Annotated in this window: 24 protein-coding genes; 12 read left to right on the top strand and 12 right to left on the bottom strand. The window is 50.0% G+C overall.

The window, feature by feature from the left end; all coding sequences use genetic code 11:
* Positions 1-69 precede the first annotated feature (69 nt).
* Positions 70-354, bottom strand: a complete 285-nt coding sequence (locus I2I11_RS14205; protein WP_196268395.1) for a GNAT family N-acetyltransferase — start codon at positions 352-354, stop codon at positions 70-72.
* A 297-nt stretch (positions 355-651) separates the two neighbouring features.
* On the opposite strand from I2I11_RS14205, the gene I2I11_RS14210 reads away from it, so the two are divergent.
* Positions 652-1,542, top strand: coding sequence for a cyanophycinase (locus I2I11_RS14210; RefSeq protein ID WP_196268396.1), 891 nt, complete (start codon positions 652-654; stop codon positions 1,540-1,542).
* Between the two features lie 33 nt (positions 1,543-1,575).
* Here I2I11_RS14210 and I2I11_RS14215 read toward each other — a convergent pair whose 3' ends face one another.
* Entirely contained in the window at positions 1,576-2,118 is a 543-nt protein-coding gene (locus tag I2I11_RS14215; protein WP_196268397.1) for an NUDIX domain-containing protein, read from the bottom strand.
* A gap of 120 nt (positions 2,119-2,238) precedes the next feature.
* Between I2I11_RS14215 and I2I11_RS14220 the strand changes: the two genes are divergently transcribed.
* Entirely contained in the window at positions 2,239-2,619 is a 381-nt protein-coding gene (locus I2I11_RS14220) for a hypothetical protein (RefSeq protein ID WP_196268398.1), read from the top strand.
* A gap of 68 nt (positions 2,620-2,687) precedes the next feature.
* On the opposite strand, the gene I2I11_RS14225 is transcribed toward I2I11_RS14220, so the two are convergent.
* Positions 2,688-3,047 carry a hypothetical protein gene (locus I2I11_RS14225; RefSeq protein ID WP_196268399.1) on the bottom strand — a complete coding sequence of 120 codons (360 nt, stop codon included), beginning with the start codon at positions 3,045-3,047 and terminating at the stop codon, positions 2,688-2,690.
* A 401-nt stretch (positions 3,048-3,448) separates the two neighbouring features.
* Positions 3,449-3,712, bottom strand: a complete 264-nt coding sequence (locus I2I11_RS14230; protein WP_196268400.1) for a hypothetical protein — start codon at positions 3,710-3,712, stop codon at positions 3,449-3,451.
* A gap of 499 nt (positions 3,713-4,211) precedes the next feature.
* On the opposite strand from I2I11_RS14230, the gene I2I11_RS14235 reads away from it, so the two are divergent.
* Both I2I11_RS14235 and mug read left to right on the top strand, forming a co-directional pair.
* Positions 4,212-4,571, top strand: a complete 360-nt coding sequence (locus I2I11_RS14235; protein WP_196268401.1) for a hypothetical protein — start codon at positions 4,212-4,214, stop codon at positions 4,569-4,571.
* A 115-nt stretch (positions 4,572-4,686) separates the two neighbouring features.
* Positions 4,687-5,256 (top strand): G/U mismatch-specific DNA glycosylase, encoded by a 570-nt coding sequence (gene mug / locus I2I11_RS14240; RefSeq protein WP_196268402.1) that lies wholly within the window; start codon positions 4,687-4,689, stop codon positions 5,254-5,256.
* A 63-nt stretch (positions 5,257-5,319) separates the two neighbouring features.
* Here the strand turns inward: mug and I2I11_RS14245 are convergent, their stop codons facing one another.
* Complete coding sequence (locus I2I11_RS14245; RefSeq protein WP_196268403.1) at positions 5,320-5,661, bottom strand: STAS domain-containing protein; 342 nt, start codon at positions 5,659-5,661, stop codon at positions 5,320-5,322.
* A 741-nt stretch (positions 5,662-6,402) separates the two neighbouring features.
* On the opposite strand from I2I11_RS14245, the gene I2I11_RS14250 reads away from it, so the two are divergent.
* Positions 6,403-6,885 (top strand): hypothetical protein, encoded by a 483-nt coding sequence (locus I2I11_RS14250; protein WP_196268404.1) that lies wholly within the window; start codon positions 6,403-6,405, stop codon positions 6,883-6,885.
* A 205-nt stretch (positions 6,886-7,090) separates the two neighbouring features.
* Complete coding sequence (gene mgrA / locus I2I11_RS14255; RefSeq protein ID WP_196268405.1) at positions 7,091-8,080, top strand: L-glyceraldehyde 3-phosphate reductase; 990 nt, start codon at positions 7,091-7,093, stop codon at positions 8,078-8,080.
* A gap of 214 nt (positions 8,081-8,294) precedes the next feature.
* Here mgrA and I2I11_RS14260 read toward each other — a convergent pair whose 3' ends face one another.
* A complete protein-coding gene (locus I2I11_RS14260; protein ID WP_196268406.1) occupies positions 8,295-9,728 on the bottom strand; it encodes a sugar MFS transporter in 1,434 nt (477 codons plus the stop codon).
* A 477-nt stretch (positions 9,729-10,205) separates the two neighbouring features.
* Between I2I11_RS14260 and I2I11_RS14265 the strand changes: the two genes are divergently transcribed.
* Positions 10,206-12,362: an FUSC family protein gene (locus I2I11_RS14265; protein ID WP_196268407.1), complete on the top strand. Its 2,157-nt coding sequence runs from the start codon at positions 10,206-10,208 to the stop codon at positions 12,360-12,362.
* 65 nt (positions 12,363-12,427) lie between these two features.
* Positions 12,428-13,039 (top strand): hypothetical protein, encoded by a 612-nt coding sequence (locus I2I11_RS14270; RefSeq protein WP_196268408.1) that lies wholly within the window; start codon positions 12,428-12,430, stop codon positions 13,037-13,039.
* A gap of 39 nt (positions 13,040-13,078) precedes the next feature.
* Here I2I11_RS14270 and namA read toward each other — a convergent pair whose 3' ends face one another.
* Together namA and I2I11_RS14280 are read right to left on the bottom strand one after the other, a co-directional pair.
* Positions 13,079-14,146, bottom strand: coding sequence for an NADPH dehydrogenase NamA (namA, locus tag I2I11_RS14275; protein ID WP_196268409.1), 1,068 nt, complete (start codon positions 14,144-14,146; stop codon positions 13,079-13,081).
* 50 nt (positions 14,147-14,196) lie between these two features.
* Positions 14,197-14,940 (bottom strand): DUF8091 domain-containing protein, encoded by a 744-nt coding sequence (locus tag I2I11_RS14280; protein ID WP_196268410.1) that lies wholly within the window; start codon positions 14,938-14,940, stop codon positions 14,197-14,199.
* Between the two features lie 188 nt (positions 14,941-15,128).
* On the opposite strand from I2I11_RS14280, the gene I2I11_RS14285 reads away from it, so the two are divergent.
* The 4 genes from I2I11_RS14285 to I2I11_RS14300 all read left to right on the top strand — a co-directional run bounded on the left by I2I11_RS14285 (position 15,129) and on the right by I2I11_RS14300 (position 19,361).
* Positions 15,129-16,373 (top strand): glycosyltransferase family 1 protein, encoded by a 1,245-nt coding sequence (locus I2I11_RS14285; protein ID WP_196268411.1) that lies wholly within the window; start codon positions 15,129-15,131, stop codon positions 16,371-16,373.
* A 13-nt stretch (positions 16,374-16,386) separates the two neighbouring features.
* Positions 16,387-17,625: a UDP-galactopyranose mutase gene (glf, locus tag I2I11_RS14290; RefSeq protein WP_230680300.1), complete on the top strand. Its 1,239-nt coding sequence runs from the start codon at positions 16,387-16,389 to the stop codon at positions 17,623-17,625.
* Positions 17,591-19,117, top strand: coding sequence for a glycoside hydrolase 5 family protein (locus I2I11_RS14295; RefSeq protein ID WP_230680301.1), 1,527 nt, complete (start codon positions 17,591-17,593; stop codon positions 19,115-19,117). Before glf ends, I2I11_RS14295 begins: the two co-directional genes overlap by 35 nt.
* A 97-nt stretch (positions 19,118-19,214) precedes the next feature.
* Positions 19,215-19,361, top strand: a complete 147-nt coding sequence (locus tag I2I11_RS14300; RefSeq protein ID WP_196268412.1) for a hypothetical protein — start codon at positions 19,215-19,217, stop codon at positions 19,359-19,361.
* Between the two features lie 120 nt (positions 19,362-19,481).
* Here the strand turns inward: I2I11_RS14300 and I2I11_RS14305 are convergent, their stop codons facing one another.
* From I2I11_RS14305 to I2I11_RS14320, 4 genes are all read right to left on the bottom strand, one after another.
* Positions 19,482-20,033, bottom strand: coding sequence for a hypothetical protein (locus tag I2I11_RS14305; RefSeq protein WP_196268413.1), 552 nt, complete (start codon positions 20,031-20,033; stop codon positions 19,482-19,484).
* Positions 20,026-21,528, bottom strand: coding sequence for a PQQ-dependent sugar dehydrogenase (locus tag I2I11_RS14310; RefSeq protein ID WP_196268414.1), 1,503 nt, complete (start codon positions 21,526-21,528; stop codon positions 20,026-20,028). The genes I2I11_RS14305 and I2I11_RS14310 overlap by 8 nt, the downstream gene beginning before the upstream one ends.
* A 275-nt stretch (positions 21,529-21,803) precedes the next feature.
* Positions 21,804-22,325, bottom strand: a complete 522-nt coding sequence (locus I2I11_RS14315) for a DUF2911 domain-containing protein (RefSeq protein ID WP_196268415.1) — start codon at positions 22,323-22,325, stop codon at positions 21,804-21,806.
* A gap of 213 nt (positions 22,326-22,538) precedes the next feature.
* Positions 22,539-23,366, bottom strand: a complete 828-nt coding sequence (locus I2I11_RS14320) for an MBL fold metallo-hydrolase (protein ID WP_196268416.1) — start codon at positions 23,364-23,366, stop codon at positions 22,539-22,541.
* Positions 23,367-23,545 lie beyond the last annotated feature (179 nt).

A 23,545-nucleotide genomic window follows, 5' to 3' on the forward strand; every position in this document is an offset into this window, starting at 1 on the left:
CTCACATAAAAGCGCTGCCGCTCAGCTGAATGGAGCGGCAGCGCTTTTATGAATTTGCGTGGCGGTAGTTTATACTTCCTTTACCAGATCCTGGTATTCCGGGTGCCGTTGCACGTAAGCTTCTACAACGGGGCAGGAAGCTACAATTTTAAAATCCTGCGATTTGGCAAATTCCAGCCCGGCTTTTACCAACTGGTCTGCTATGCCTTTGCCGCGCTGCGACGGTGGCACAAAAGTATGGTCCATATCCAGCACATCGTCCTCGGTGTAAGTATAAGTCAATTCCGCTTCTTCTCCGTCCAGTTCGGCGTAAAAGCGCAGGTCTTCTGCATCATGTTTAATATTTGCTTCCATAGTATGTTTTTGTTTGTTCCCTATACGCAGTTACCAGACCGGTGTTTGAGCCGGCGCATTACGCAGGCGCAGCATATTGTCTCTGCCCGAAGCTGAACACATCAGTAAATAATTCCTGTTTACAGAAACTCAGAATAACAAAGCGGAGTAATATCTACGTGTTTATACATAAAATTATCGGTATATCTTTATTTGTTCAAAGTAGTATGTTTAAGTGTGATTCACGGCACGAAGCTGGTTTGGCAGATTATATTAGAGAGACGAAAAAGAACACAATCTTTACGATAATCAAAAGATATGTCTAAAAAGAGAGTATCGCATAAGCATGAATCTCAACAGAGCCCTGTGCCAAAAGGACGGCTGCTGGCTATAGGCGGACATGAAGATAAGGGTGTAAAAGATCTGAAAGAAATACAGCGGCGGAACGAAGACTTTGAGAGTCAGGAAATCCTGAAGTTTCTGGTAGGAGAACTGCGGGGCGAAGCTCCCACGCTTGTTGTTATACCAACGGCATCTACAGTACCGGACGAGGCGGCGCAGGATTATACCAAGGTGTTTGGGGAGCTCGGTGTAAAAAAAGTGGAGGTGATGGATATCCGCAACCGGCAGGATGCCTGCAAACCCGAATTTATGGAAATGGTAGAGCGCGCCGCTGGCATCATGTTTACGGGCGGAGACCAGCTGCGCCTGACGGCCATACTAGGCGGGACACCGGTGCTGCAACTCATGAAGGAAAGGTATACTTACGAGAACATCATCGTGGCGGGCACCAGCGCCGGGGCAGCAGCCTTGTCTACCCCTATGATTTATGAGGGTGAAACAAAGGGAGGTTACATCAAAGGCGATGTGCGCATCACAACCGGGCTGGAGTTTCTGAAGAATGTGGCCATCGATACGCATTTTATTGAGCGCGGGCGTATGGTTCGTGTGGCGCAGGCCATTGCCACCAATCCTGGTTGTATCGGCATCGGGTTGGAGGAAGATACCGCTCTTTTTGTGACAGAAGGCAAGGAAGCTGTGGTAGTGGGCAGCGGCCTGGTAACGGTAGTAGATGGTACAGGCGTATCCCGCACCAACATCTACGAAATCAGCACCGGCGAACCCTTTACGGTCTGCGATCTAAAGGTGCACCTGTTATCCAATGGCGAGCGCTACACCTTCCCTACTTACGACCAGTTGCACCTCTAGTGCCTATAATAGCTGGCGCGGCCGCGCCAGCTATTATAATGTTGTTTCCGGGTGTCGGAGCTGTGTCTGCTTTCTGGCAGCCAGCCACTGCAGCGCAATAATTGTTTTGGCATCCATCAGCCGGAGTCGCAGCATTTCTGCTTCCGTTAATGCCACCACCTGTATATGCTCATGCTCTTCATCCAGACCGCCGCCCTGTCTTTCCTTCCCGCTGACTTCGGCATAGTAGAGATGCACTTTTTCGGTGCAGGCGCCGGGCGAGGTAAAGAAGTCCCAGATATGCTCCAGCCTGTCTACTTTATACCCTGTTTCTTCAGCAATTTCTTTGCGGATAGTCTTTTCGGGATCGCCGTTTTCCACTACGCCCGCCACTGTTTCCAGCAGGTTCATTTCTGCGCTGTAGCGGTACTGTTTTACAAAAATATACTTGTCCTGCTGCGTATCGTACACAAGCGCAGCGGCTGCGTTGCCGCTTACGAACTGCTCCCGTTCAAAGGTATCACCGTCTTCCTCCACAATAAGCTTCCGGAAAGTATAAAATCCTTCGTAGATGGTTTCTTGTCCTTTAATCTGCATGGTTTATCAATTTAAGGTATAAAACGTACGCAGGAGTGGTTTGTGTGTTGCGCCACATCCCTGCCAAGTATAAGCTGTTAACAACAGGAACCGCCGGCTGCGGCGCGAGAAAGAATAGATATGAGCAGAGCAAGACTGATAGCACTGATACAGGGTGTTTACTGGCTGCCGTTCGGGGTATGGCCTCTCGTCCACATGCCCAGTTTCTTGTGGGTAACAGGTCCCAAAGTTGAGTTGTGGCTGGTCCGGACAGTAAGCCTGCTGCTTATTGTAATTGGTGCTGTATTAATTGCAGCTGCAGCGAGCAAACGGGTTACGCCCGAAATAAAATGGCTGGGCGCGGGTGGGGCAGCGGCCATGGCTTTTGTAGACTTCTATTATAGTATGCAGGATGTTATATGGGATACGTACATGCTGGACGGCATAGCCGAAATCATACTTATTCTGCTTTGGCTATGGGTCGGCAGGCACGGTGTGGCACAAACCACAGAGAAGCAATAAGGCCGGTACCGCTGGTATAATCAGCAGTGCCGGCCTTTTTGTGCTTACATGCCTGCAGGCATGTGCCATTATGCAGCCACTAGGTTCCGGTGCAGCAACATGTAAGCTTCATCCAGTGTTCTGGCCTGCTGGAAAAGCGAATCAAGCTTCAACAGCTTCAGCAGGCGGCAGGTCGTGTTATCCAGTCCAAACAAGAGTATCTGGACCTGTTGTGCACGAAGCGCCAGCAGCTCGTTAATAAAACAACTGAAACTGGTGTTGGAGTGAATGATCTGTTGCAGACCCGAACAGTCTAGCCATAAAAGTTTCCTGCTGTGCTCCGGTACTCCATCCAGCGCATCTTTTATGCTGCTAAATGCTTTCTTGTTAGTTATACCTTCTGCTATGGTTAAGCTTACGTCATTGTATAGCTGTGTATATATTTTCATGATATGATCTTTAGTTGTTGGAAGTTTACAACATGTTGTAAGTGGCATCTGCATGCCAGCTATTGTTGCTAGTACCCTTTTTACAGGCGCGGGGTTAAAGGTAGAAGCCTCATATCCTGTAAAATACGTATTAACACACTTTATAAATTCATTAGCCCCTTAAGCGTGTTAAATACGGAGGTTAAAACAAGTATAAGGTTAGAATTATAGCAGGTTGCGGCATCCTGGTGCTCACTGCCACAGGGCAGGGCCGGGAGTGGGGAGTGTCTATAGCGGTGAAACGCTCTTTGTAATTATCAAAAGCAAGTGCTATAGCCCATTTACAGATGCAACACTCCCAACAAATAGAGGCCTGACTTACAACCTTAAGTGTTAGATGCTGTGGAGCGCTTTATCTTTAGCTATTCATGGGTGTTCTGAGCGCTTAAGAAGCTCTTAAGACTCACATAATCAAAAGAACTATATTCAATGGTATCTACCCCGGCAAAAAACACTTTTAGCGGTATTAGGATTTCCTCCAGTAATGGCACCTCCTGCACCGCTTCTTTGTCGGCCGCTTTTATCTTTAGTCCGGTTTGGTACAAACTAACCGTAAACGATACAATTTCTCCGCTCGAAACCTGAGATTCGAAACTATTAAGTTTTTGATTTACCTGGCGTGTCATATTAAGTCGGTTCTGGTAGCGGGAGCGTTTACATTAATACAAATAAACCTCATAGAAATGACACATACATCGGTATAAATACTTGGTTTGTATAGGGGGTTATACTAAAAAATGTAAGCGTATCTAAATTGAGGGTGAACGTGGTGGTTATTATGGTAAGGATGTGAATTGAAGTTGCAGTCTCTGCATTGCGGGTGAATTGGGTGAAAGATATAAGCCATAATCAGGAGGATTGGGAGGAAATTCAAGTACTATTTTAAATGTGTAAATGCAGATCTGCTTATACAATTGGTATCATCATTTTCATACTATACGTATATTAGATTATACTTACAGAGGACATTTCAGCGGATTTGAAGGCAATACTTAAAATCTATGAAAAAGGCTCTCTGAATAAAATGAACAGGTTGCCTGTTGTTTGAGGAGGTGTCTGTTCAGCAAAAAAATACCGGCAGCCAATATTGTAAGTATAACTGCCGGGTCATTTTTTCCTGAAAACATGTTAAAAGCAAAACACTTAAATCAGAACACAATTTGGGTGAAAACCCTGCAGGGAACTTTTATGTACGCCCTTTACCAGAAGGATACGTTGGTGCATGTAGGCCAGTGCCATGAAGTACAAGGGCGCATTGACCAGCATTTCAAAGACAAAGACATTCTTTTCGATCGTTTTACTTACACCTTTATACCAGGTATGCGCCCGTTTTCCAGTGAGGCAAATTTGATGGAAGCGGTAGCTATAGCGCGCATGAAACCTAAAACTGACACAACACCAGCATCCGGCTCAAGTGCCTCTATTGCGCCAAAGCCGGTTCGCTACCAGCACCTGGATGCAGAAGATACACAGACTGTCGCCTGAAGTAGCGAAATAACAGCCACAGGCCGTCTTTACTATGCAAACAGCAGCGTAGTGAAGACGGCCTGTCGTTTTTCCGGCTGTGCAACCCCATCTTCGGCTGTCAGTAAACAGGGGTATGCTCCCTTATAAAAAGCCCACAAAAGCAGAAATGGCTGCCGCTGCTAACCAGACGGTACCCGATATTATCGCTCCAAACCTGAAGGTGCTGTTTTGCGGCATTAACCCCAGTTTGTATACCGCTGTGGTAGGGCATAGGTTTGCCCGGCCCGGCAACCGGTTCTGGCCTGTGCTGCACCGGGCAGGCTTCACGCCCTACCTCTTTGCGCCTCACCAGGATGTAGAATTGCTGCAACTTGGTTATGGAATCACGGATGTGGTGGCAAGGGCAACGGTAAGTGCCGACCAACTGGCCAGAGAAGAATTTGTGGAAGGAGGCAAGCGGCTGGTAGAAAAAGTGAAAAACTACAAACCGCAGGTGCTGGCTGTTCTGGGTATTACGGCTTACCGCAAAGCTTTTGATTGCGCCGGAGCCGGCATCGGGCTTCAGGAGCAGACGCTTGGCAGTACCCGTATCTGGGTGCTGCCCAACCCAAGCGGGCTCAACGCACATTTCCCACCCGAAGCGCTGGCAGAAGTATACAGGGAGTTGCGCCTGTTTTCTGATGCCCAAAGTACAAAAAGCTGAATCTCTGCGGGCAGGGTTAAGCGGACTTTCAGATTTTACCGGATAGTATGATGCGGGCCGGCGCTACTGTTGCCTGCTATACTGATAAGCTTCTTTTATGGTAGGCACAATGCGCAACACACTATCCAGGCCCGAGTTTTTAAAGGCAGTTTGCAGCTGGGGCGAAACCTGGTAAAATACCAGGTTGATATGAGCTGCATCAGCTTTGCTGCTGTGCTGCAGCATCATTCTTAGAACCTGCGTAGATACAGCGGTAGCCTGCTCGCAGTCGACCCATACATTGCGGAGTTTTGCTGCAATGGCTTTATCCAGAATTTGGATCATTTGCCGGTAAGTATCGGCATCCAATTCACCTTTGGCCTCCACAAAACAACAATCCTGCAAGTATAATGTATTTAGCGACATGTTTATATTTATGGTTATACCTGATGTTATCAAGTCGGCACAGGCATGTAATCACAAAGGTGTTTTACAAAGCTATAAAATTAGTTAAATTTACAGCATCGGCAAATACTGAATTTTGATGCATTAAGTACTGGTTTTGCATGATATATCGGGGCAACTAATCAGGAGTAAGATACACTTTATACTTTAAAAATTGTGCTAAATTGTTTTAAAAGCAATTTGTACTGTTTAGGAGCCTGTAGTAGTCGCCATAAAAACAAAATATGTGCACGAAAGCACTATTTTATCTGTTATCTGCTACAAATAAGGTTATGCTACGTATTAGGATATAAGGAAGCATATGGTAAAAAATTATACCATAAACAGGAAGCAGCACTGATGCAACAAAAACATGGTTGATACGATGCAGCGAGGTGATAAATAAGGAGGTCCAATACCTGGAAAGGCTGTATCCGATACCTCGCTCAGGTTGGTACTGTATTTAAATGCAACTGACACAATGCAGGCTGTTAACTAAAGCGGCAGCCGCGCTGGAAGGTGTATGAACGCCGTTAGTTCTGCTTAAACAGTTGCCAAGGCTCTTGAAGGCTTTGTTCTGCGTTTTGCTATTTTCTTATGATGAGATAAATATACCTATAGTATAGTACCCTCTGGTTAAAGCTTGATTTCGTGCCTGAAGATTGGCTTTAATCCCATATATGATTGAAACATAGGAAAATTATAAATGCTAACTATTAAACCATGAAAACGCGAAATCAGCTTGAGCACGGGTATCCAAAACTGCTTCGGATAGAGCCGGAAAATGAAAACAACCAACCTCACCACTTCTTTCAGGAAAGGTTGCACAGTGGCTCAGGCCTGCACAGGAATCCTGTAGTCATACACCCGTCCGGGGCGCAGCAGCCTCATACAGTTCACAGCACTGGCAGTGTTACGCCAATGCCGTCTAACCCTAAACAGTACAGCACCCATAGCGGCTATGTGACCTATAATAGTGGATACGAACGAAGGTCAACTTATACTTCTTATCCCGTTTATCCCGGTCGGAAGAGCACCAATGCAAAAAGCAGTACATCCAGTACTTCAAATATTTACCTGGGTGGCCGCACGAGTTCCTATGGTCCGTCAGGTTGCGCTGCCGTACAGAAGCAGTATAGTTATGGCAGATACAATGCCAGCGACAAAACAAGCGACGATACCCCAGGTGTTAATGAAGCCAAATAGGAAGGTGTATGCCGGAAAATAAGCCCCGGTTTGCCTGTTTCAAGTATAAAAAGAAAGCCTGTAATTGCTACAGGCTTTCTTTTTATACTTGAACTAACACCTGCAGCTATATTTTTTGCCGCCGCTAAAGCAGCAGGACAGGAGGTTGCATTTGTCTCTTCATGCTTTAGGTTGTTACTTTAGTGTTTCCAACTATACTACCCCGATGACTTATACACCCAACCCCAACCGCTACAGCAACATGGAGTATCGCCGTTGCGGTAACAGCGGCCTTAAACTTCCTGCCCTTTCGCTGGGCCTGTGGCATAATTTCGGCCATGTGGACGTGCTGGAAAACAGCCGCAAAATTCTGCATACTGCTTTCGACGCCGGCATTACGCACTTTGACCTGGCCAACAACTATGGGCCGCCACCCGGCTCGGCAGAAGAAAATTTCGGCAGGATACTGCAGCAGGATTTCCGGGCTTACCGTGATGAACTCATCATTTCCAGCAAGGCAGGTTATGATATGTGGGAAGGACCTTACGGTAACTGGGGCTCTAAAAAATACCTGGTCGCCAGCCTGGATCAAAGCCTGCAGCGTATGGGGCTTTCGTACGTCGATATCTTCTATCATCACCGCCCAGACCCTGAAACACCGCTGGAGGAAACCATGGCTGCCCTGGACCTGATCGTGCGGCAGGGCAAGGCCTTATACATAGGCATCTCGAATTACCGCCCTGCCGAGGCTGCCAGAGCTATCGAGATATTGCGGCAAATGGGTACGCCCTGTCTTATCCACCAGCCTAAATATTCTATGTTTGAGCGCTGGGTGGAAGAGGGCTTGCTTGATTTGCTGGAGCAGGAGGGTGTGGGCTGTATTCCGTTTTCTCCGCTGGCGCAGGGCCTGCTTACCAACAAATACCTGCACGGCATACCTGCCGGTTCACGTGCTGCCAAATCGCATGGGCACCTGCAGGAAAACGATATCACAGCGGAAAAGATAGCAAAGGTGCAACAGCTGAACGAACTGGCGCGGCAGCGGGAGCAATCGCTGGCCCAGATGGCGCTGGCGTGGCTACTGAAAGATCCGCGAGTTACGTCTGTGCTGATTGGAGCCAGTTCGCCGGAGCAGCTCACCGATTCGCTGCGGTGCCTGCAAAATACGCATTTCAGTACCGGTGAGCTGGAGAAGATAGAGGCCATTCTGAAGTAAAATCAGGCGGCGTAAACAGGCAAGCAAAAGTATCACAAGGACTTAAATGTTCAAGTGCTGCATGATTCAATGAAGGTTAGCGGAAATGTTCAGTTTCTACTTTGATTCATTTGCATGTATACTTTGCTGGTTTTTGATGTACCAGGTATAAAATACGCCCCGCAGCTACACAGCTGCGGGGCGTATTTTATACTTATCTATGGTGTGAAATACCTTACACGCGCTCTTCTGAAACGGATGCATCTACCTGTTTTACTTTGGAGCCGAAGAAGCCATAGTATACGATGTAGGCATAGCACGCCATGGGCACCAGGAAAGAGAGCTGCAGGTTATCTGTAACATCGGCAATATAACCTTGTAGCGGTGGAATAATAGCGCCCCCTACAATGGCCATCACCAGCAGCGAGGAGCCCTGACTGGTGTGCACGCCCAAGCCTTTGATGGCCAGCGTAAAAATGGTAGGGAACATGATAGAGTTGAACAGGCCAATGGCTATGACTGACCACATGGCTAAGCTGCCGGTGGCAAAGCACGTAATAAGTAGCAGCGCAATGACGGCGGCGGCAAAATAACCCAGCGTTCTGCTAGCCGAAAAACCACCGATGAGCAGCACCACAAAGTTAATGGCAATAAGTGCAAGTATAATCAGAGCCTGATCCAGTCCATAGATGCTGAACACAGCGATAAAAGCAATTGCCGCAACAATAGCAATGAGGAGGTATTTAGAGCCTTTGCTGCCGGAGCCTGTTAAGGCTGCTGCGCCGAAAAAGCGACCTACCATGGCGCCGCCCCAGTAAAAGGCCAGGAAGTGCTTGGCCGCGGATTCGTCCAGCCCTGCAATTTGGGGCAGTTTAAAGAAGCTGATGAGCGTGCTGCCAATGGTCACCTCGCCGCCGACATACATAAAGATACAAATGATACCCAGCACCAGGTGTCTGTATTTGAGCGCGCCGGCATCAGGTATAATTCTGCCTTCGCCGGCTACGTGCGGCAGCCTGGCAATCTTAATCAGCACTGCAATCAGGATAAGCGCACCGGCCAGCGCCAGATATGGCATCTGTACAGAATCAGCGGAACCGGCCGTTTGCACGCCTTCAAAAATAAGGTAGCCGCCTATCACGGGCGCCACGGTGGTGCCCAGCGAGTTCAGGGCCTGTGTCAGGTTCAGGCGGCTGGCGGCGCTGTCCGGCGGGCCAAGTATGGTAACGTAGGGGTTGGCGGCAATCTGCAGAATAGTAATGCCCGAAGCCAGCACAAACAGCGCCAGCAGAAAGAAGCCGTAACTCTCGTAATCAGCTGCAGGATAAAAGAGCACGCAACCGATGGCGGCAATTACCAGCCCGACAATAATGCCGTTTTTATACCCGATGCGCATTATCGGGTCGCCTTTGGTCATCGAAAAAATAAAATAAAGCAGCGAAACGATAAAATAAGCGCCGAAGAAGGCTGTCTGGATAAGCATGGCCTGCCAGTGCTGGAGCGTAAACACTTCCTGCAGCTTTGGTATCAGGATGTCGTTCATGCAGGTGATAAAGCCCCACATAAAAAACAGCAGCGTAACAACAATGAGCGGGCCCCTGTAATTCTGCGTGTTATCATAGCCGACGTTAGCCGTTTCGGTTCTGGTAGAAGGTGAAATTCCTGCCATTTCAGTTTTTGGTTTAAGTTAATAATTCGTTTACTGCCACGCGGGCCGCCTGCTCTTGCTGCGTAAAAAGCCATCGCTTCTAAACAGCCCACAATGTAGTTAAATTTATGATAGAAGGAACAGGATTTGGAGCTCCAATTTAAACCAGGCCGTCTGTAAACGTATATGTAGGCAATTTTATAACGGATTTAAGCTTCAGCCAATGTGCCGGCAGGAGAAGACTGTGCCCGCAGGCATCCGGCAAAAAAAGCGGCCGGTATGTTCCGGCTTTACCTGAAAGTTTACGCTGTACGAAAACCTGTATTCCCGGGAATTACATAATTTTTATGGCGCCGGCTTACGCATCCGGCAAATACTTTTTATACTTGCCCGCCCTGCCGGAAAAAACCTGAACGGCTTAGCCGGCCCGAAGCACGTAGTACAGAGCTATACTTCCGGTGCAGGCAGAGCGACAAAGTTTTATGATGAACAACAGTAATGAATAACAAGGCACGCAGCATACAGTATTTCTTCTTCAGCCAGTACTTCTCCGACGGCTTACGCATCACGTTCGGCGTGTTGCTGCCTTCGCTGCTGTTTTACTGGCTGGGGCAGTTCGAGACCGGGCTCACCCTTTCGCTGGGTGCGCTCTGCGTCAGCATCGCCGACTCGCCGGGGCCTGTGGTGCATAAGCGCAATGGCATGCTGTACTGCAATCTGTTTATTTTTGCCGTAGCCCTGCTTACCGGCTATGCCCGCCTCAGCATCTGGACAATGGGCCTGGAGGTGCTGCTGCTCAGCTTTTTCTTCTCGATGTTTGTGGTGTACGGAAACCGTGCCGCTGCGCTCGGTACTGCCGCTCTGCTGGTAATGATCCTGATGATGGACAATCGCCTGGAGCCGGAACAGGTGCCGGGCTATAGCGCGCTTATACTTGGCGGCGGCCTGTGGTATATGCTGTTCAGCCTGCTAACGTTTCAGATACGGCCTTTCCGGCAGGCGCAGCAGGCGCTCGGCGAGTGCATTCATGAGATAGCAAAATTCCTGCGCCTGAAAGCGGAATTTTATACTTTGAAAACTGATTTGCAACGGGACTACGACAAAGTGGTGTCGCAGCAGGTGGTGGTCAGCCAGAAGCAGGATGCTGTGCGCGAGCTGTTGTTTAAGAGCCGCCAGCTGATGAAAGAGTCTATCCCGGCCAGCCGCACGCTGCTGCTGACCTTTGTGGACGTGGTGGATTTATATGAACAGATAACAGCCAGCCACTACGATTATGCTACCATCCGGGAGCGGTTCGGGACAACGGGTGTGCTGGAACTGATAGCAGACCTGATCAGGCAAATTTCCGAAGAGCTGGATGAAGTGGGAGTAGCCATCCAGTCGAACACCCACTATAACAGGCGAAGCTTGGATCTGAACAATGCGTTGGAGCAGCTAAAAACTACAATAGATGCGGTAGGCGAGCGCGGGCAGGGCGGCAGCAACCTGGCCCTGAAAAAGATACTCGTAAACCTGCGCCACCTGATGCAGCGGCTCAACAGCATAAGCGCCTATTTCGATACGCAACCCCCTGCCGCCGTTCCCGCCGGGAGAAGCAACCTGGAATACAGGAGGTTTGTGTCGCATGAGGGCTTTGATGCAGGCAAGTTCTTCGATAATCTCACGTTCAGTTCCTCCGTATTCAAACACGCCTTCCGGGTAGCGATAGTTTGCCTTTTTGGCTTTGTTGTAACCAAGTTTATTATTTACGGGCATCATAGCTACTGGGTACTGCTCACCATTATCGTTATCCTGAAACCGGGCTTCAGCCTGACCAAGCAGCGCAATTACCAGCGCATTACCGGTACCGTAACAGGCGGCCTTATCGGCATTGTTATACTACACCTTATCCCGGATAAAACCGTGCAGTTTGTGTTGCTGCTTTTCCTGATGGTAGGCACGTATAGCTTTATTCGCATTAATTATGTGATCAGCGTTATTTTTATGACGCCCTATATCCTCATTCTTTTCAGCTTTTTAGGAATAGGGCACCTGGATTTGGTGGAGGAGCGGATTTTAGATACCCTGATTGGCTCCGCCATTGCTTTTACGGCCAGTTACATTATTTTCCCGAGCTGGGAATCTCATACCATTAAAGGATTGATGCGCGACATGCTGAAAGCCAACAGCAATTATCTGCTGCGCCTGGCAGAAAGCCTGGCCGGGAGAGATGTGGAAACGCTGGACTACAGGCTGGCTCGCAAGGAAGTATACGTAAGTGCAGCCAACCTCTCCGGCGCCTTCCAGCGGATGTTGTCGGAGCCAAAACGGACACAGCGCAACAGCAAGGAAGTACATAAATTCGTGGTGCTCAATCATATCCTGTTTTCCAGCATCGCCACGCTTTCTTCTGCCATACTTGATCAGGACTACAAGATGGTGCTGTCAGCCGAAAGCCTTCGCCCGGTGAGGCGGGCGTTGGCCATGCTGAACGAAGGAGTCCGCAGGTTAGATCCTGCTGCTTCCGATAATAGCCCCGAAAGTATAGCCGCCGTTCCGGACCCGGAGCATAAGGGTATGGTGGAAACCGCAGATCCCGGACTTCGGGAGCAACTGGAATTTATGCAAAGGCTGAGCAGCGACATCCTCAAAATAACAGATAGTGTTGCCGGCTGAGATTCCTGATTTGAACAGCGGCCCGCACACCTGCGTAGATTAATTTAAACCATAAAAGGATAGGTATGGCTATGGACGTAAACAAGTATAAGGAAGGCAATTTACATTGCTACAAAATAGTGGGCGGCAAGCCGGAAGGAAATGCGGCTACAGCGCCTATGGAAAATTCGCAGGAGCGGCTGCACACTTACCTGGATTGGGCCAAAGCGCTGCTGGAAGGTTATACCGTTTATGGCCTGTTGCGCTACACCCCCGACCTTGTCGCCAAACCTTTCACCGACAGCGTGACCAACTCCAATTGGATCTATAATGTAGTTTCGAACGATTTAACCGGTCTGGGTGTGGATAAGGGTTTTGAGGGATCAAGCGCTAACAAAGATGCATCCATCACCAGCCTGCTATTTAAGCTTTCGTCGCCGGAGGAGCTAAAAGGCCTGCCCGAAGATATATTTGGTGATTTCGCCTCGCATGTGAGCTTCTTCGGCTTGCAAAGTGGCCGGGATGAGAGCGCAAAACAGTTTCTCTCCGCTAACGACAGCCCCAGTCTGGGCAACTGGCTGCAGCCGGACGAGGTTTTTATACACATTACCGTTGGCAAGGAGCAGGGATATTATGATGCCTTTCTGGTAAAGTCCGGCAGCGACATCGGCCATAAAATGGATCGGCTGCAGGTATAAAAGCAGCTCTCTACAGCCTGCTTTTATACCTGCAGGAAGCTACCGTGGCCTGGCCCGCTCATACTGGGGCGGCCACGGCATATCGGCGCCCAACTCCCGGGCAGCATGCAACGGAAAGTATGGGTCGCGCAGCATTTGCCTGGCCAGCAACACCAGATCTGCTTTGCCGTCTGCTATAATGCTTTCTGCCTGCTGCGCGGTAGTTATCATGCCCACAGCGCCGGTTTTCATGCCTGTATTCTTTCTGATGCGCTCGGCAAAACGCACCTGGTAGCCGGGTTCTACCGGTATTTTGGCGTGCGCCACATTTCCGCCGGTAGAGCAGTCTATCAAATCAACTTCCTTGTGCTCAAGTATAGCGGCGAGCGCTACAGAATCTTCATCCGTCCAGCCGCCTTCGGCCCAATCCGTTGCCGAGATGCGTACCAGCAGCGGATATTCCTGCGGCCATACCTGCCGGACACTTTCAGTTACTTCCAGCAACAGCCGGATGCGGTTTTCGAAAGATCCGCCATAATTGTCTGTTCTTTTATTGCTGAGCGGCGACATAAACTCATGTATAAGGTAGCCATGCGCCGCATGAATTTCGATTACCTGAAAGCCGGCCTCAAGGGCTCTTTTAGCCGCTTCCTGAAAATCTGAAATCACTTTGGAAATGCCTTCGCGGGTAAGTGCAGCAGGCTGCGGTTCGGCGTCCGTAAACGGCATGGCGCTGGGCGCTACCGTCTGCCAGCCGCCTTCAGTGGCAGGTATGGCGGTGCTGCCTTTCCAGGGGCTGCGGTGGCTCGCTTTCCGTCCGGCATGAGCCAGTTGCATGCCGGGCACAGCGCCATGTTCCAGTATAAAACCGGTAATGCGCTTTAACATCGGGATGTGCTCGTCTTTCCAGATGCCCAGATCATCGGGCGTAATCCTGCCTTCCGGTGCCACCGCTGTTGCCTCCGTCATTACAAGTCCGGCGCCACCCACGGCCCTGCTCCCCAGATGCACCAGGTGCCAGTTGGTGGCAAAGCCGTCTGTGCTGCTATACATGCACATAGGCGAAACGACTATTCTGTTTTTGAGCGTTATACTTCTGAGCTTTAAGGGGCTGAAGAGTTGTGACATGTTATAGTTTGTTTAGATAAGTAGAAGGATATAAGTATAAGTTTGCTGTGTTAATTGCCGGCGTAGCGAAACAGCAACTCGTTACGGTTTTTACCGGCCAGGCAAATCGCTTCCATTTTACGGAGGGTATACGTTATCTGGCGGCAGCGGTGCAGGGGCAGTTGCAGGGCGCTTGCCAGATCCTTGTTCGAGAAAGGCTGCGGCAACGTGGATGGCAGGAAAATCATAAAATCGCCGGGGCAGTTAAAACGGTGCGTTTCCACCACTTCTACCAGGCGCCTGTCTTTTATACTTTCACGCTTGCGGTGTTTGCTGCCTTTGCCGTCACGGCAGCGCACCTCCTCTTCCTTTATCAGTAAAATTTCGAGCGAAAAGTTTTCCTGTAGCAGCAGGCCCGGAATGCGGACCAGCTCCTCAAACACATCCGTTAGCCGGCCTTTAAAAGGCGATTTGCGCCTGGACAGGATTTTATCGCCGCCGGCATCAACCTGTACTATCCATTTTTCGGAGGTAACCGGGTGCAGCAGGTGTACTTTATGCTGCCGGAGCAGTGCACCCAGTTTATGGCGGATAGCAGTGAAGTTGCGTGTCTGGATTTCGATGAGCTGCTCTCCGCGCACCAGGTCGATAATGTAAGTGCCGACGGGCACCTCAAACCTGTCGCCGGGGCGGGCGCACCACTGCTTGAGACTGGCATGGAGCGAGCGCTCGTTTCTTTGGCCGATACCCTGTTTTTCTGTTGCTTCTATACTGCTTAAATAGATTATTTCTGCAAAGATAAGCAGCGCCTGCACACCGCGCCAGCCTCATTCCGTAATAGGAGACGTGCCCACATTTCTACGTGTTTATACTTAAATTATAAATAGGTGTTTATCCTATATCTTCTAATGCTAAAAATGCGTATTAGAGGGACTATTGAACCGCAGTGGCTATAATACTCCCAGGCAATGTTGCGGTTTTATCGCCTTCAAATAAATACATAATGCTGAAAACGAACGCTAATACCTATGAGCCGGAAGCAGCCGGAGAACCAAAACGAACAGACACACAGCAGACAAACTTAAAAACGGATAAAGCAAGCAGCAAAACAGACTTCGGTGAAGATTTTTTAGAGCACATGCCGGATGTGGTATGCCTCTCTCACCTGCGTTGGAATTTTGTATACCAGCGCCCCCAGCACCTGCTTTCCCGCTTTGCAAAATCAGGCCGGGTGTTTTTTGTAGAGGAGCCTGTTTATACAGATACACCGAATCCCTACCTGCATGTAGCCACCAATGCCGACAATGTACAGGTAGTGCTGCCGCACCTGCCGCATGGCCTGGACGCCAAGCAAACAGAAGAAGCGCAACAAAATCTGCTGAATGTTTTTTTTAAAGAGCAGGACCTGGAACGTTACCTTTTCTGGTACTATACTCCCATGGCGCTGGCCTTCACAGCACATTTCAAGCCGGTACTCACCGTTTATGACTGTATGGACGAGTTGGCGGCTTTTAAATTTGCCTCGCCCCGGCTAAAAGAGCTGGAACAGGAGCTGTTTAAAAAAGCTGATTTGGTATTTACGGGTGGGCAAAGCTTGTACGAAGCCAAGAAAGAGCAGCATGCGCAGGTATACGCTTTCCCCAGCAGCATCGATAAAGCGCACTTCGGGCAGGCACGACAGGAACTGCTACAACCACAGGATCAGGCATCCATACCGCACCCGCGCATTGGGTTTTTTGGCGTTATTGACGAGCGCCTGGATATTGACTTGCTGGGCGCTGTGGCAGCGGCCAGGCCGGCATGGCAACTGATCATTATCGGGCCCGTAGTTAAAATTGATCCGGCCATACTCCCGCAATATCAGAACATCCATTACCTAGGCGGTAAAGCGTACCAGGAACTACCGGCCTATCTGAGCGGCTGGGATGTAGCCATACTTCCTTTTGCCATAAACGAGTCTACCCGGTTCATTAGCCCAACCAAAACGCCTGAATACCTGGCGGCGGGCAAGCCGGTTGTATCTACGCCCATACGCGATGTGGTAAGGCCGTATGGCGATGCCCATCTGGTGCACATTGCCCATACAGCTGATGAGTTTGTGGAAGCGACAGAACAGGCCCTGGCACAGGCTGACGATGAGAAGTGGAAGAAAGAAGTTGACATATTTTTAGCGGATATGTCATGGGACCAGACCTGGCGGCAGATGGTGGAACTGATGGGTAAGGCGTTGTATCAACATAAAAATTAGCAGAGAAAAATTCATGCAGATAGAGAAAAAAATAGTCGTATTCGACTATCTGATAGTAGGAGCAGGATTTGCGGGCAGTGTTATAGCAGAAAGACTGGCATCGCAGTTAAATAAAAAAGTACTCATCATCGACAAGCGGCCGCACATTGCCGGCAACGCCTACGATCATTATGATGAGAATGGTATATTGGTGCACAAGTATGGGCCGCACATCTTTCATACCAACTCCAAAGATGTATTTGAGTACCTTTCAAAATTTACGGCGTGGCGGCCTTATGAACACCGTGTACTGGCCAGCGTAGACGGGCAACTGGTACCTATGCCCATCAACCTGGATACCATCAACAAGCTTTATGGCCTTAACCTGACGTCTTTTGATGTGGATGATTTCTTTAAATCCGTAGCGGAGGAAGTACCGGTGGTGCAGACATCTGAGGATGTGGTGGTGAGCAAAGTAGGGCGGGAGCTATATGAAAAGTTTTTCCGCAACTACACCCGCAAGCAATGGGGCATGGATCCATCGGAGTTGGATAAGTCTGTAACATCGCGTGTACCGGTGCGCACCAACCGCGATGATCGCTACTTTACCGATACGTTTCAGGCCATGCCGTTGCACGGGTATACCGCAATGTTTGAGAAGATGCTGGACCACCCGAACATCAAGATAATGCTCAACACCGATTATCATGATATCATAGACATGATTCCGTTCCGGGAGATGATCTTTACAGGTCCGGTAGATGAATTTTTTGATTACAAGTATGGCAAGCTGCCTTACCGTTCGCTGGAGTTCAAACACGAAACCCTGGACAAACCGGTGCATCTGCCGGCGGCTGTCGTAAACTTCCCGAATGAGCACGCTTATACCCGTATAACAGAGTTCAAGTACCTGACCGGCCAGCAGCACCACAAAACGAGCATTGTGTACGAATATCCGCAGGCAGAAGGAGATCCCTATTATCCGGTTCCGAAACCCGAGAACGCGGCCATGTACAACAGGTACAAAAAGCTGGCAGAAGAAACCCCGGGAGTTCACTTTGCCGGGCGGCTGGCAACATATAAGTACTATAACATGGACCAGGTGGTGGCACAGGCGCTTACGCTTTACAAGAGGCTGAAGGAAAGTGCAGCGTTGCAGGGATTGGTAGAGAGCGCGAAACTAAGCGTGCACCGCAATAATAAAATTATAGCCGATGCTACCTTAAGCGTTAGTAAGAATGGAAGTAACAAAGCAGCTGAATCCAAAGTATAAATCCAGTTCCGTAGCAAACAGCAACAAGGCTGATACTGCAACAAATACAAACAACATATCCGATGCGGCCGCGCTAGGGCAGGAGTTGCCCTGGGTGCAGGTTGCTCCCGATGCGCCATACTTCATTACTGAGGCCGGAGACAACTGGACGCCCATCGGGCAGAATGACGCCATTACCTGGCCTGACTTCGCTAATGCTTTCCGGCGGAAAGACATGCAGCAGGTGGAAGCCCACCTGGCCTGGCTCGCCAGCCAGGGTGTAACCTGCCTTCGCTTTATGCTGGAGTATGCCCAGACCCAGAACAGGTATTTTGAAAAACCGGCCGGAAAGTTTCAGCCCAATATGGTGCGCCTTTGGGATGATATTTTTGCCCTTTGTGGCAAGTATAAGCTACGCATTCTGCTCACGCCCGTAGATACTTTCTGGATGTGGATCAGGTGGAAGCACCACCCGTATAACAAAGCAAATGGCGGCCCCTGCGCCAAACGCTCCCAGTGGTTGCTGTGCCCCGATACCATGGCAGCCATCAAAAACCGCTATACCTTTGTGATAGAACGGTGGGGCGGTAGTGGCGTTCTGTTTGCCTGGGATTTGTGGAACGAGATACACCCGGCGCATGCCGCCAATTCTACTGACGCATTCCATGACTTTATCCAGGAGCTGAGCGATCATGTACGTAGCACAGAAATGGGACTTTACGGTCGGACGCACCCGCAAACGGTGTCGCTCTACGGGCCCGTGCTGGACGAACGGCCCGAAGCGGCCGACGCTATTTTCCGGCACCCGAGCCTCGACTTTGCGAGTACGCATTTTTATGATGCGGCTACTATCAACTATCCCAAAGATACCGTGAAACCGGCCATCAGCACCGGCAGGCTGATGCGGGAAGCTTTACAGCATGTAAACAGAAGCCGCCCGTTCTTCGACAGCGAACACGGACCTATACATGGTTTCAAGGACAGGCGCATTACACTGCCCGAGTATTTTGACGACGAGTACTTCCGGCACATGCAGTGGGCGCACATGGCCTCAGGCGGGGCAGGCGGCGGCATGCGCTGGCCCAACCGGCATCCGCACACCCTGACACATGGTATGCGTAGCGCTCAGAAAAGCCTGGCCGGCTTTATAGATCTGATTGACTGGAAGCGGTTCAGGCGGGTAAACCTGAACGAAGAGGTAAAGCTTAGCACGCAAAGCTTCGTTGCTTTTGCCTGTGCCGATGCCGATCAGGCAGTAATATGGCTTTTGCGGCAGGATGAAATGCAGCCAAAACAGCGCAGGCTGGTAGTGGATGCTTCGGCTCCCGCCGTGCCGGTTTCTGTAACTATTCCGGGTATGGAGGCAGGCCGGTACAGCATTACCAGCTGGGATACATTACACGGGAAACAAATGGACACCCAACTGGCAGAGCAGCCGGAAGCAGGCGATCTGGTAATCCATTTAGCTGCTGTAAGCACGGATTTGGCGGTAGCTGTCCGGTGGCAGGTATAGTTCGTTTTGCTAAGGCGAACCGTTATGACAGGCAATTTTGAGGCTGGTCTTTTTAGCTGATATACATGATGACCAGGATTGAGCGGCAGATCCGGGGTTGCGGTATGAGCGTTACGGGCGCGAAGTAGAAGACACAGCCGACCTGCGCGAAATGTATAAACTGGAAGCCAAGCATTTGCTGCAGGAAGAAAAGTGGGCGGAAGTTACAGACAGAATTGTTGCGCTGGCGCAGATCCGGCGATAATGGATTCGGAACCATGCATACAAAGTTTATGAAACCCGGCAGGTTTAACAGAGCGTAGCTGCTATAGTAAAGTATGATGCTCAAACCTGCCGGGTTTGTTATGCCTTAAGTATAATTTCATTAAAAGCCATCCTTGTAAAGTATAGCCATCGAACTCATCTCCAGTACGCACTCCTGTAGCAAAAGCTGGTCTGTTGACTTTTCTGCAACCATTCCGAACGTAATCTCTACCACGCGTGGTATGCCCAAAGCCAGCCCAAGTTGCTCTGCCACTGCAAGCGCACTCATGGAATTATAATTAGACAGGTATACCTGGTGCAGATCCTGCCAGGGGCCGGCAGTGCCACCTGCAAGGGCTATAAAATCGCCAAGTGCCTGCCGCGCTTTACCAGCAACCTGACCCAATAATGTACGTGTATCAGAGGGGGCGCGATCGATGGCGGCAAACAGCTCCGGCAGCTTTTCTTCATGGCGTTTTGCCCGTGCAGCCATTTCGGCCAGGTATTGCTTAATGTGCGGTTCTTCTATCTTCTCCACTGTATCTTCCAGCAACTGCCGGTATGAGGCCTGCGTGAGTTGCACGTTCCGGAACCAGGTTTCGGCGCGGTTCAGTTGCTTGCTACGCGTCTCCGCATCCAGCTCAATCAGTATAGCTTGGGTGGCATTATCCATTTTGATCCTCCTTTCTGGTTATTTTCCAAAGAACGCCTGTGTGGGCATAGCCGAACATATTGCCCGGCGTTACCTGCACTACGCCAAAATCAAGCACATACAGGCTTTTACCATCAGGGCTGAACCTGCAGGATACCGGCCGTTCTATGCCGCCACCGCCGAAAGAAGAGGCCGGGCCCATCTTGCGGTTGTGGAAGAAAGGCTGTGCTGTTCCGCTTTTTACATCTACCCTGATTACGCGGAAACCATGGCTTAAGTCCTCCGGGCGGGGTGAGTTAAGTGGCGCCAAAGTGCCCCATTCAGCTACAAACAACTCGCCCTTAAAGCCAAAAGCATCTGACTTGCAGAAATCCATTTTGCAGAGGCAGGAGTGCGGCTGTTCCAGAAATGCAGCTGGTCCGGCCCAGGGTGGCGGATTCTCCAGCAGCAATTCGGCTTTGGTGCCACGGCTGGGCAGGTGCTTCTCATGGTTTACGGGCAGTCCGTCGCCGCAAATATCAGGAAAACCATACCAGTCGGGTGTCCGGATGGAGCCAAAAGGTTGCCGGGCATTTTTTATGTGCCAGATACGATCCGGATCTTCGGCCATGGCGCGTTCACCTTTCTCCTCAAAGTCATTATCCGATACATATAAATCACCGGTCTCGCTGATGGCCATGCCAAATGGGTTGCGGATGCCCCAGGCCAGCAGTTCCACATCGGTGCCATCGGGGCGCGAACGCCAGACAGCCGAGTTGCAGAACAGTTCGCCTTTGATTACTTCACCTTTTCGGGCAGGCGTGCCGAAGGGTTTAAACGCACCTGTTTCCACCAGATAAGGATAAGGTAACCTGGGGTCGCGGCTGCGGACATTGTTGCCTGTCAGGGTTACGTCCTGGCCCGGCACATCGTGTGCGTTGGGGTGCTTGGCCAGATCTACGGTAAAGCCTGCCGGCAGCGGCACGCCCTGCTGCGACACAGATCCATTGCCAAAATACATCATACCATCCGGACCGAAAACAGGGCCGCCCGGCTCGTGCCAGCCGCCACTTGGCAGCTGGTCTATCAGGATGCTGAGTTTGCCTGTTTCGAGGTTATACTTGGCTATCTGCATGTGATAGCCGCCTTTCAGGGCCATGTATAGCTCGCCATCACGCCAGGCGATGCCCCGCGGGCCGGCCTGCACGTTCATGGTAATGGCTTCTGTTCCTCCATCAGGGTGCCTGACAATGACGCGGGCGGGCATGTAGGGGCGTGTGGGCCAGGAACTGCCGCCTTCGCTTATAAAAATGGTGCCGTCATCTGCAAAAGTAATATCGGTCGGGAATGATAAGCCGGCCATCACCGGCTCCACTGTGTAGCCTTCAGGTACTACCACATCGCTGGCATCTACAAGAGGGCGGGCAGGCGTGGGTAAGTTGTGAAACGATTCGGGAGTGGCAGGCCTGGCCTGTAACCGGGTTCTGGAAATCTGAAATCCGGTATTCGTGTGTTCTGCTGCAATGTCTTTTTTCATAGCGTAGTAGTATAGTTATGGTAGGTGCCGATGGGTGTTTGCCGGTAAAGCAGGGGCAAAGGTGCCTTTGCTCCGATAAACTACAAACGTGGATTTTGTATGTAATGTTAGCAGCAGGCATTGCAGGCTCAGACAGATTTTGCCTTTTAGGTATAACCCGACGAAGTATAGCTGCTGCCGAACAAAAAAGAGCTGCCCGATTAAAATCAGGCAGCTCTTGCAGACGTATTCAAATCGTTTATGCCGGCACAAAACAACGCCGGCTATTAACGCAATTATTTAATCGTTACCGGCACTTCCAGGTTTTCCCAGCTCAGCAAAATGCCGTCTTTAGTAACATCATACTTGAGGCGCTCGTTCATGGATGCTGATTTTACAGGTTTTACCTTCACGCGCAGCGCATCCTGCTTTTCATCGTATACGGTGCCCCACTGGTCCGGCACTTTGTTGAAGATAACGGTCCATTCGTCTTCGCCGGGCAGGGTATAAAAGCTATACTTGCCTGCTTTCAGCGGTTTGCCCTCCACTGTTACATCGTCGCTGAACTCAATGGTGGTGGCTTCGTTGGCACCCGCGCGCCATACTTTGCCATAGGGTACCAGTTCACCCCAAACTGTGCGGCCTTTTACACTCGGGCTGCTATAGTTAATGGTTACATTGGCATCTCCGACTTTACCAGATACAGTAGCAGGCGGACTGGGGCGCTTCGACTTATCTTGTTCCTGCGCCCAGGAAGTTACAGACAGCAACAGGCAGAATACCAGTGCCAGTGACGTTAATACATGTGTTCTTTTCATAAGTTTGATTGATTTAAAGGTGAATGAAAATTTAAAGTTGGTTCAATTGTATGTTAATCTTTAAGTTGTTATATGTTGCTGGTGTTAGTTTACCCAGTTTGGTGATTAATTACGTTTCTTAAATTATGATAACGGGCAAACTGCCTTTGCATGTATACAGCATGGTCATTTTACAATAAGCTAAACAGAAGTACGGAAGGCGTATATTTTTGGCTAGGCTTTTAAAACGGACAGGTAGCGGCATACAGACTTTTTTACAGCCTTCTGCGCATCTGTGGCAATAACCTGGCCCTCAAATGCGCCATAAATAGTTTCATACGCCAGATCTTTAACCTGCTCGAAAATCTGTTCAATGGCATCTTTGGGGAGCGGAATCAGGTTAGGGTAACTATACATAAACGAAACATGCTTTCTGTCGCGGGCCACGTAAATAGTATCACCTGTAAGCAGGCTGCCTTTGTTGCCGTGATAGGGCAGGTGCAGCACAGCGCTTCCCGGAAAGTGGCCGCCGGTATGTATGAGCTGCATGCCATCCCAGAGGGTTTTACTTTCCCCTTCCCAGTATTGTAGCTGCGGGCTGCTGTGCATTACCCATTGTCTGTCCTGTGCATGCACGTAAACCGGGCAGCCGAATGCCTCTGCCCATTCTACCATCAGGCTGTAATAATGCGGATGCGAAATAGCGATGGCCCGCAAACCGCCGAGCGAACGAATAAAAGCAACTGTGGGTGCATCCAGAAAAGGAATACAGTCCCACAGTACATTGCCTCCTGCTAACAGCACCAGAAACGCCTGCTGCCCGATAGCAAAATTAGGGACAACCTGCAGCGCATACAGGTTCGTTTGCAGTTGCGTAAACCGGATGCTCCTGTTTTTTGCCAGTTCGTTATAACTCTGCCATACCTGCCCGTTGTCGCCCGTATACTGCCGATCATCCAGGCAAACGGGGCAACCATCGGCAGTTGTTTTTGGAGAGGCATAACGCGTACCACAGGTGGCACAGATATCTTTCCGGTCAGGATTTTTCACTAAAGTGTTCATGATTTTTGCTGTCCGTCTGGTTGGCAGAACCGGCTTAGGAAGAGTTGATAAAGTATGACATCATTCGTAAACGGCTACAGACGCTGAAAATAACGAAAGCCCGCCGTCGCTACAGTGGTTTTGGTATATAATGTATTGTATATCATCCATGTATGCCTAATGACGATTTCTTTTAAACT

This window comes from Pontibacter rufus, assembly GCF_015694705.1.
In the GTDB taxonomy this organism is placed as follows: Bacteria; Bacteroidota; Bacteroidia; order Cytophagales; family Hymenobacteraceae; genus Pontibacter; species Pontibacter rufus.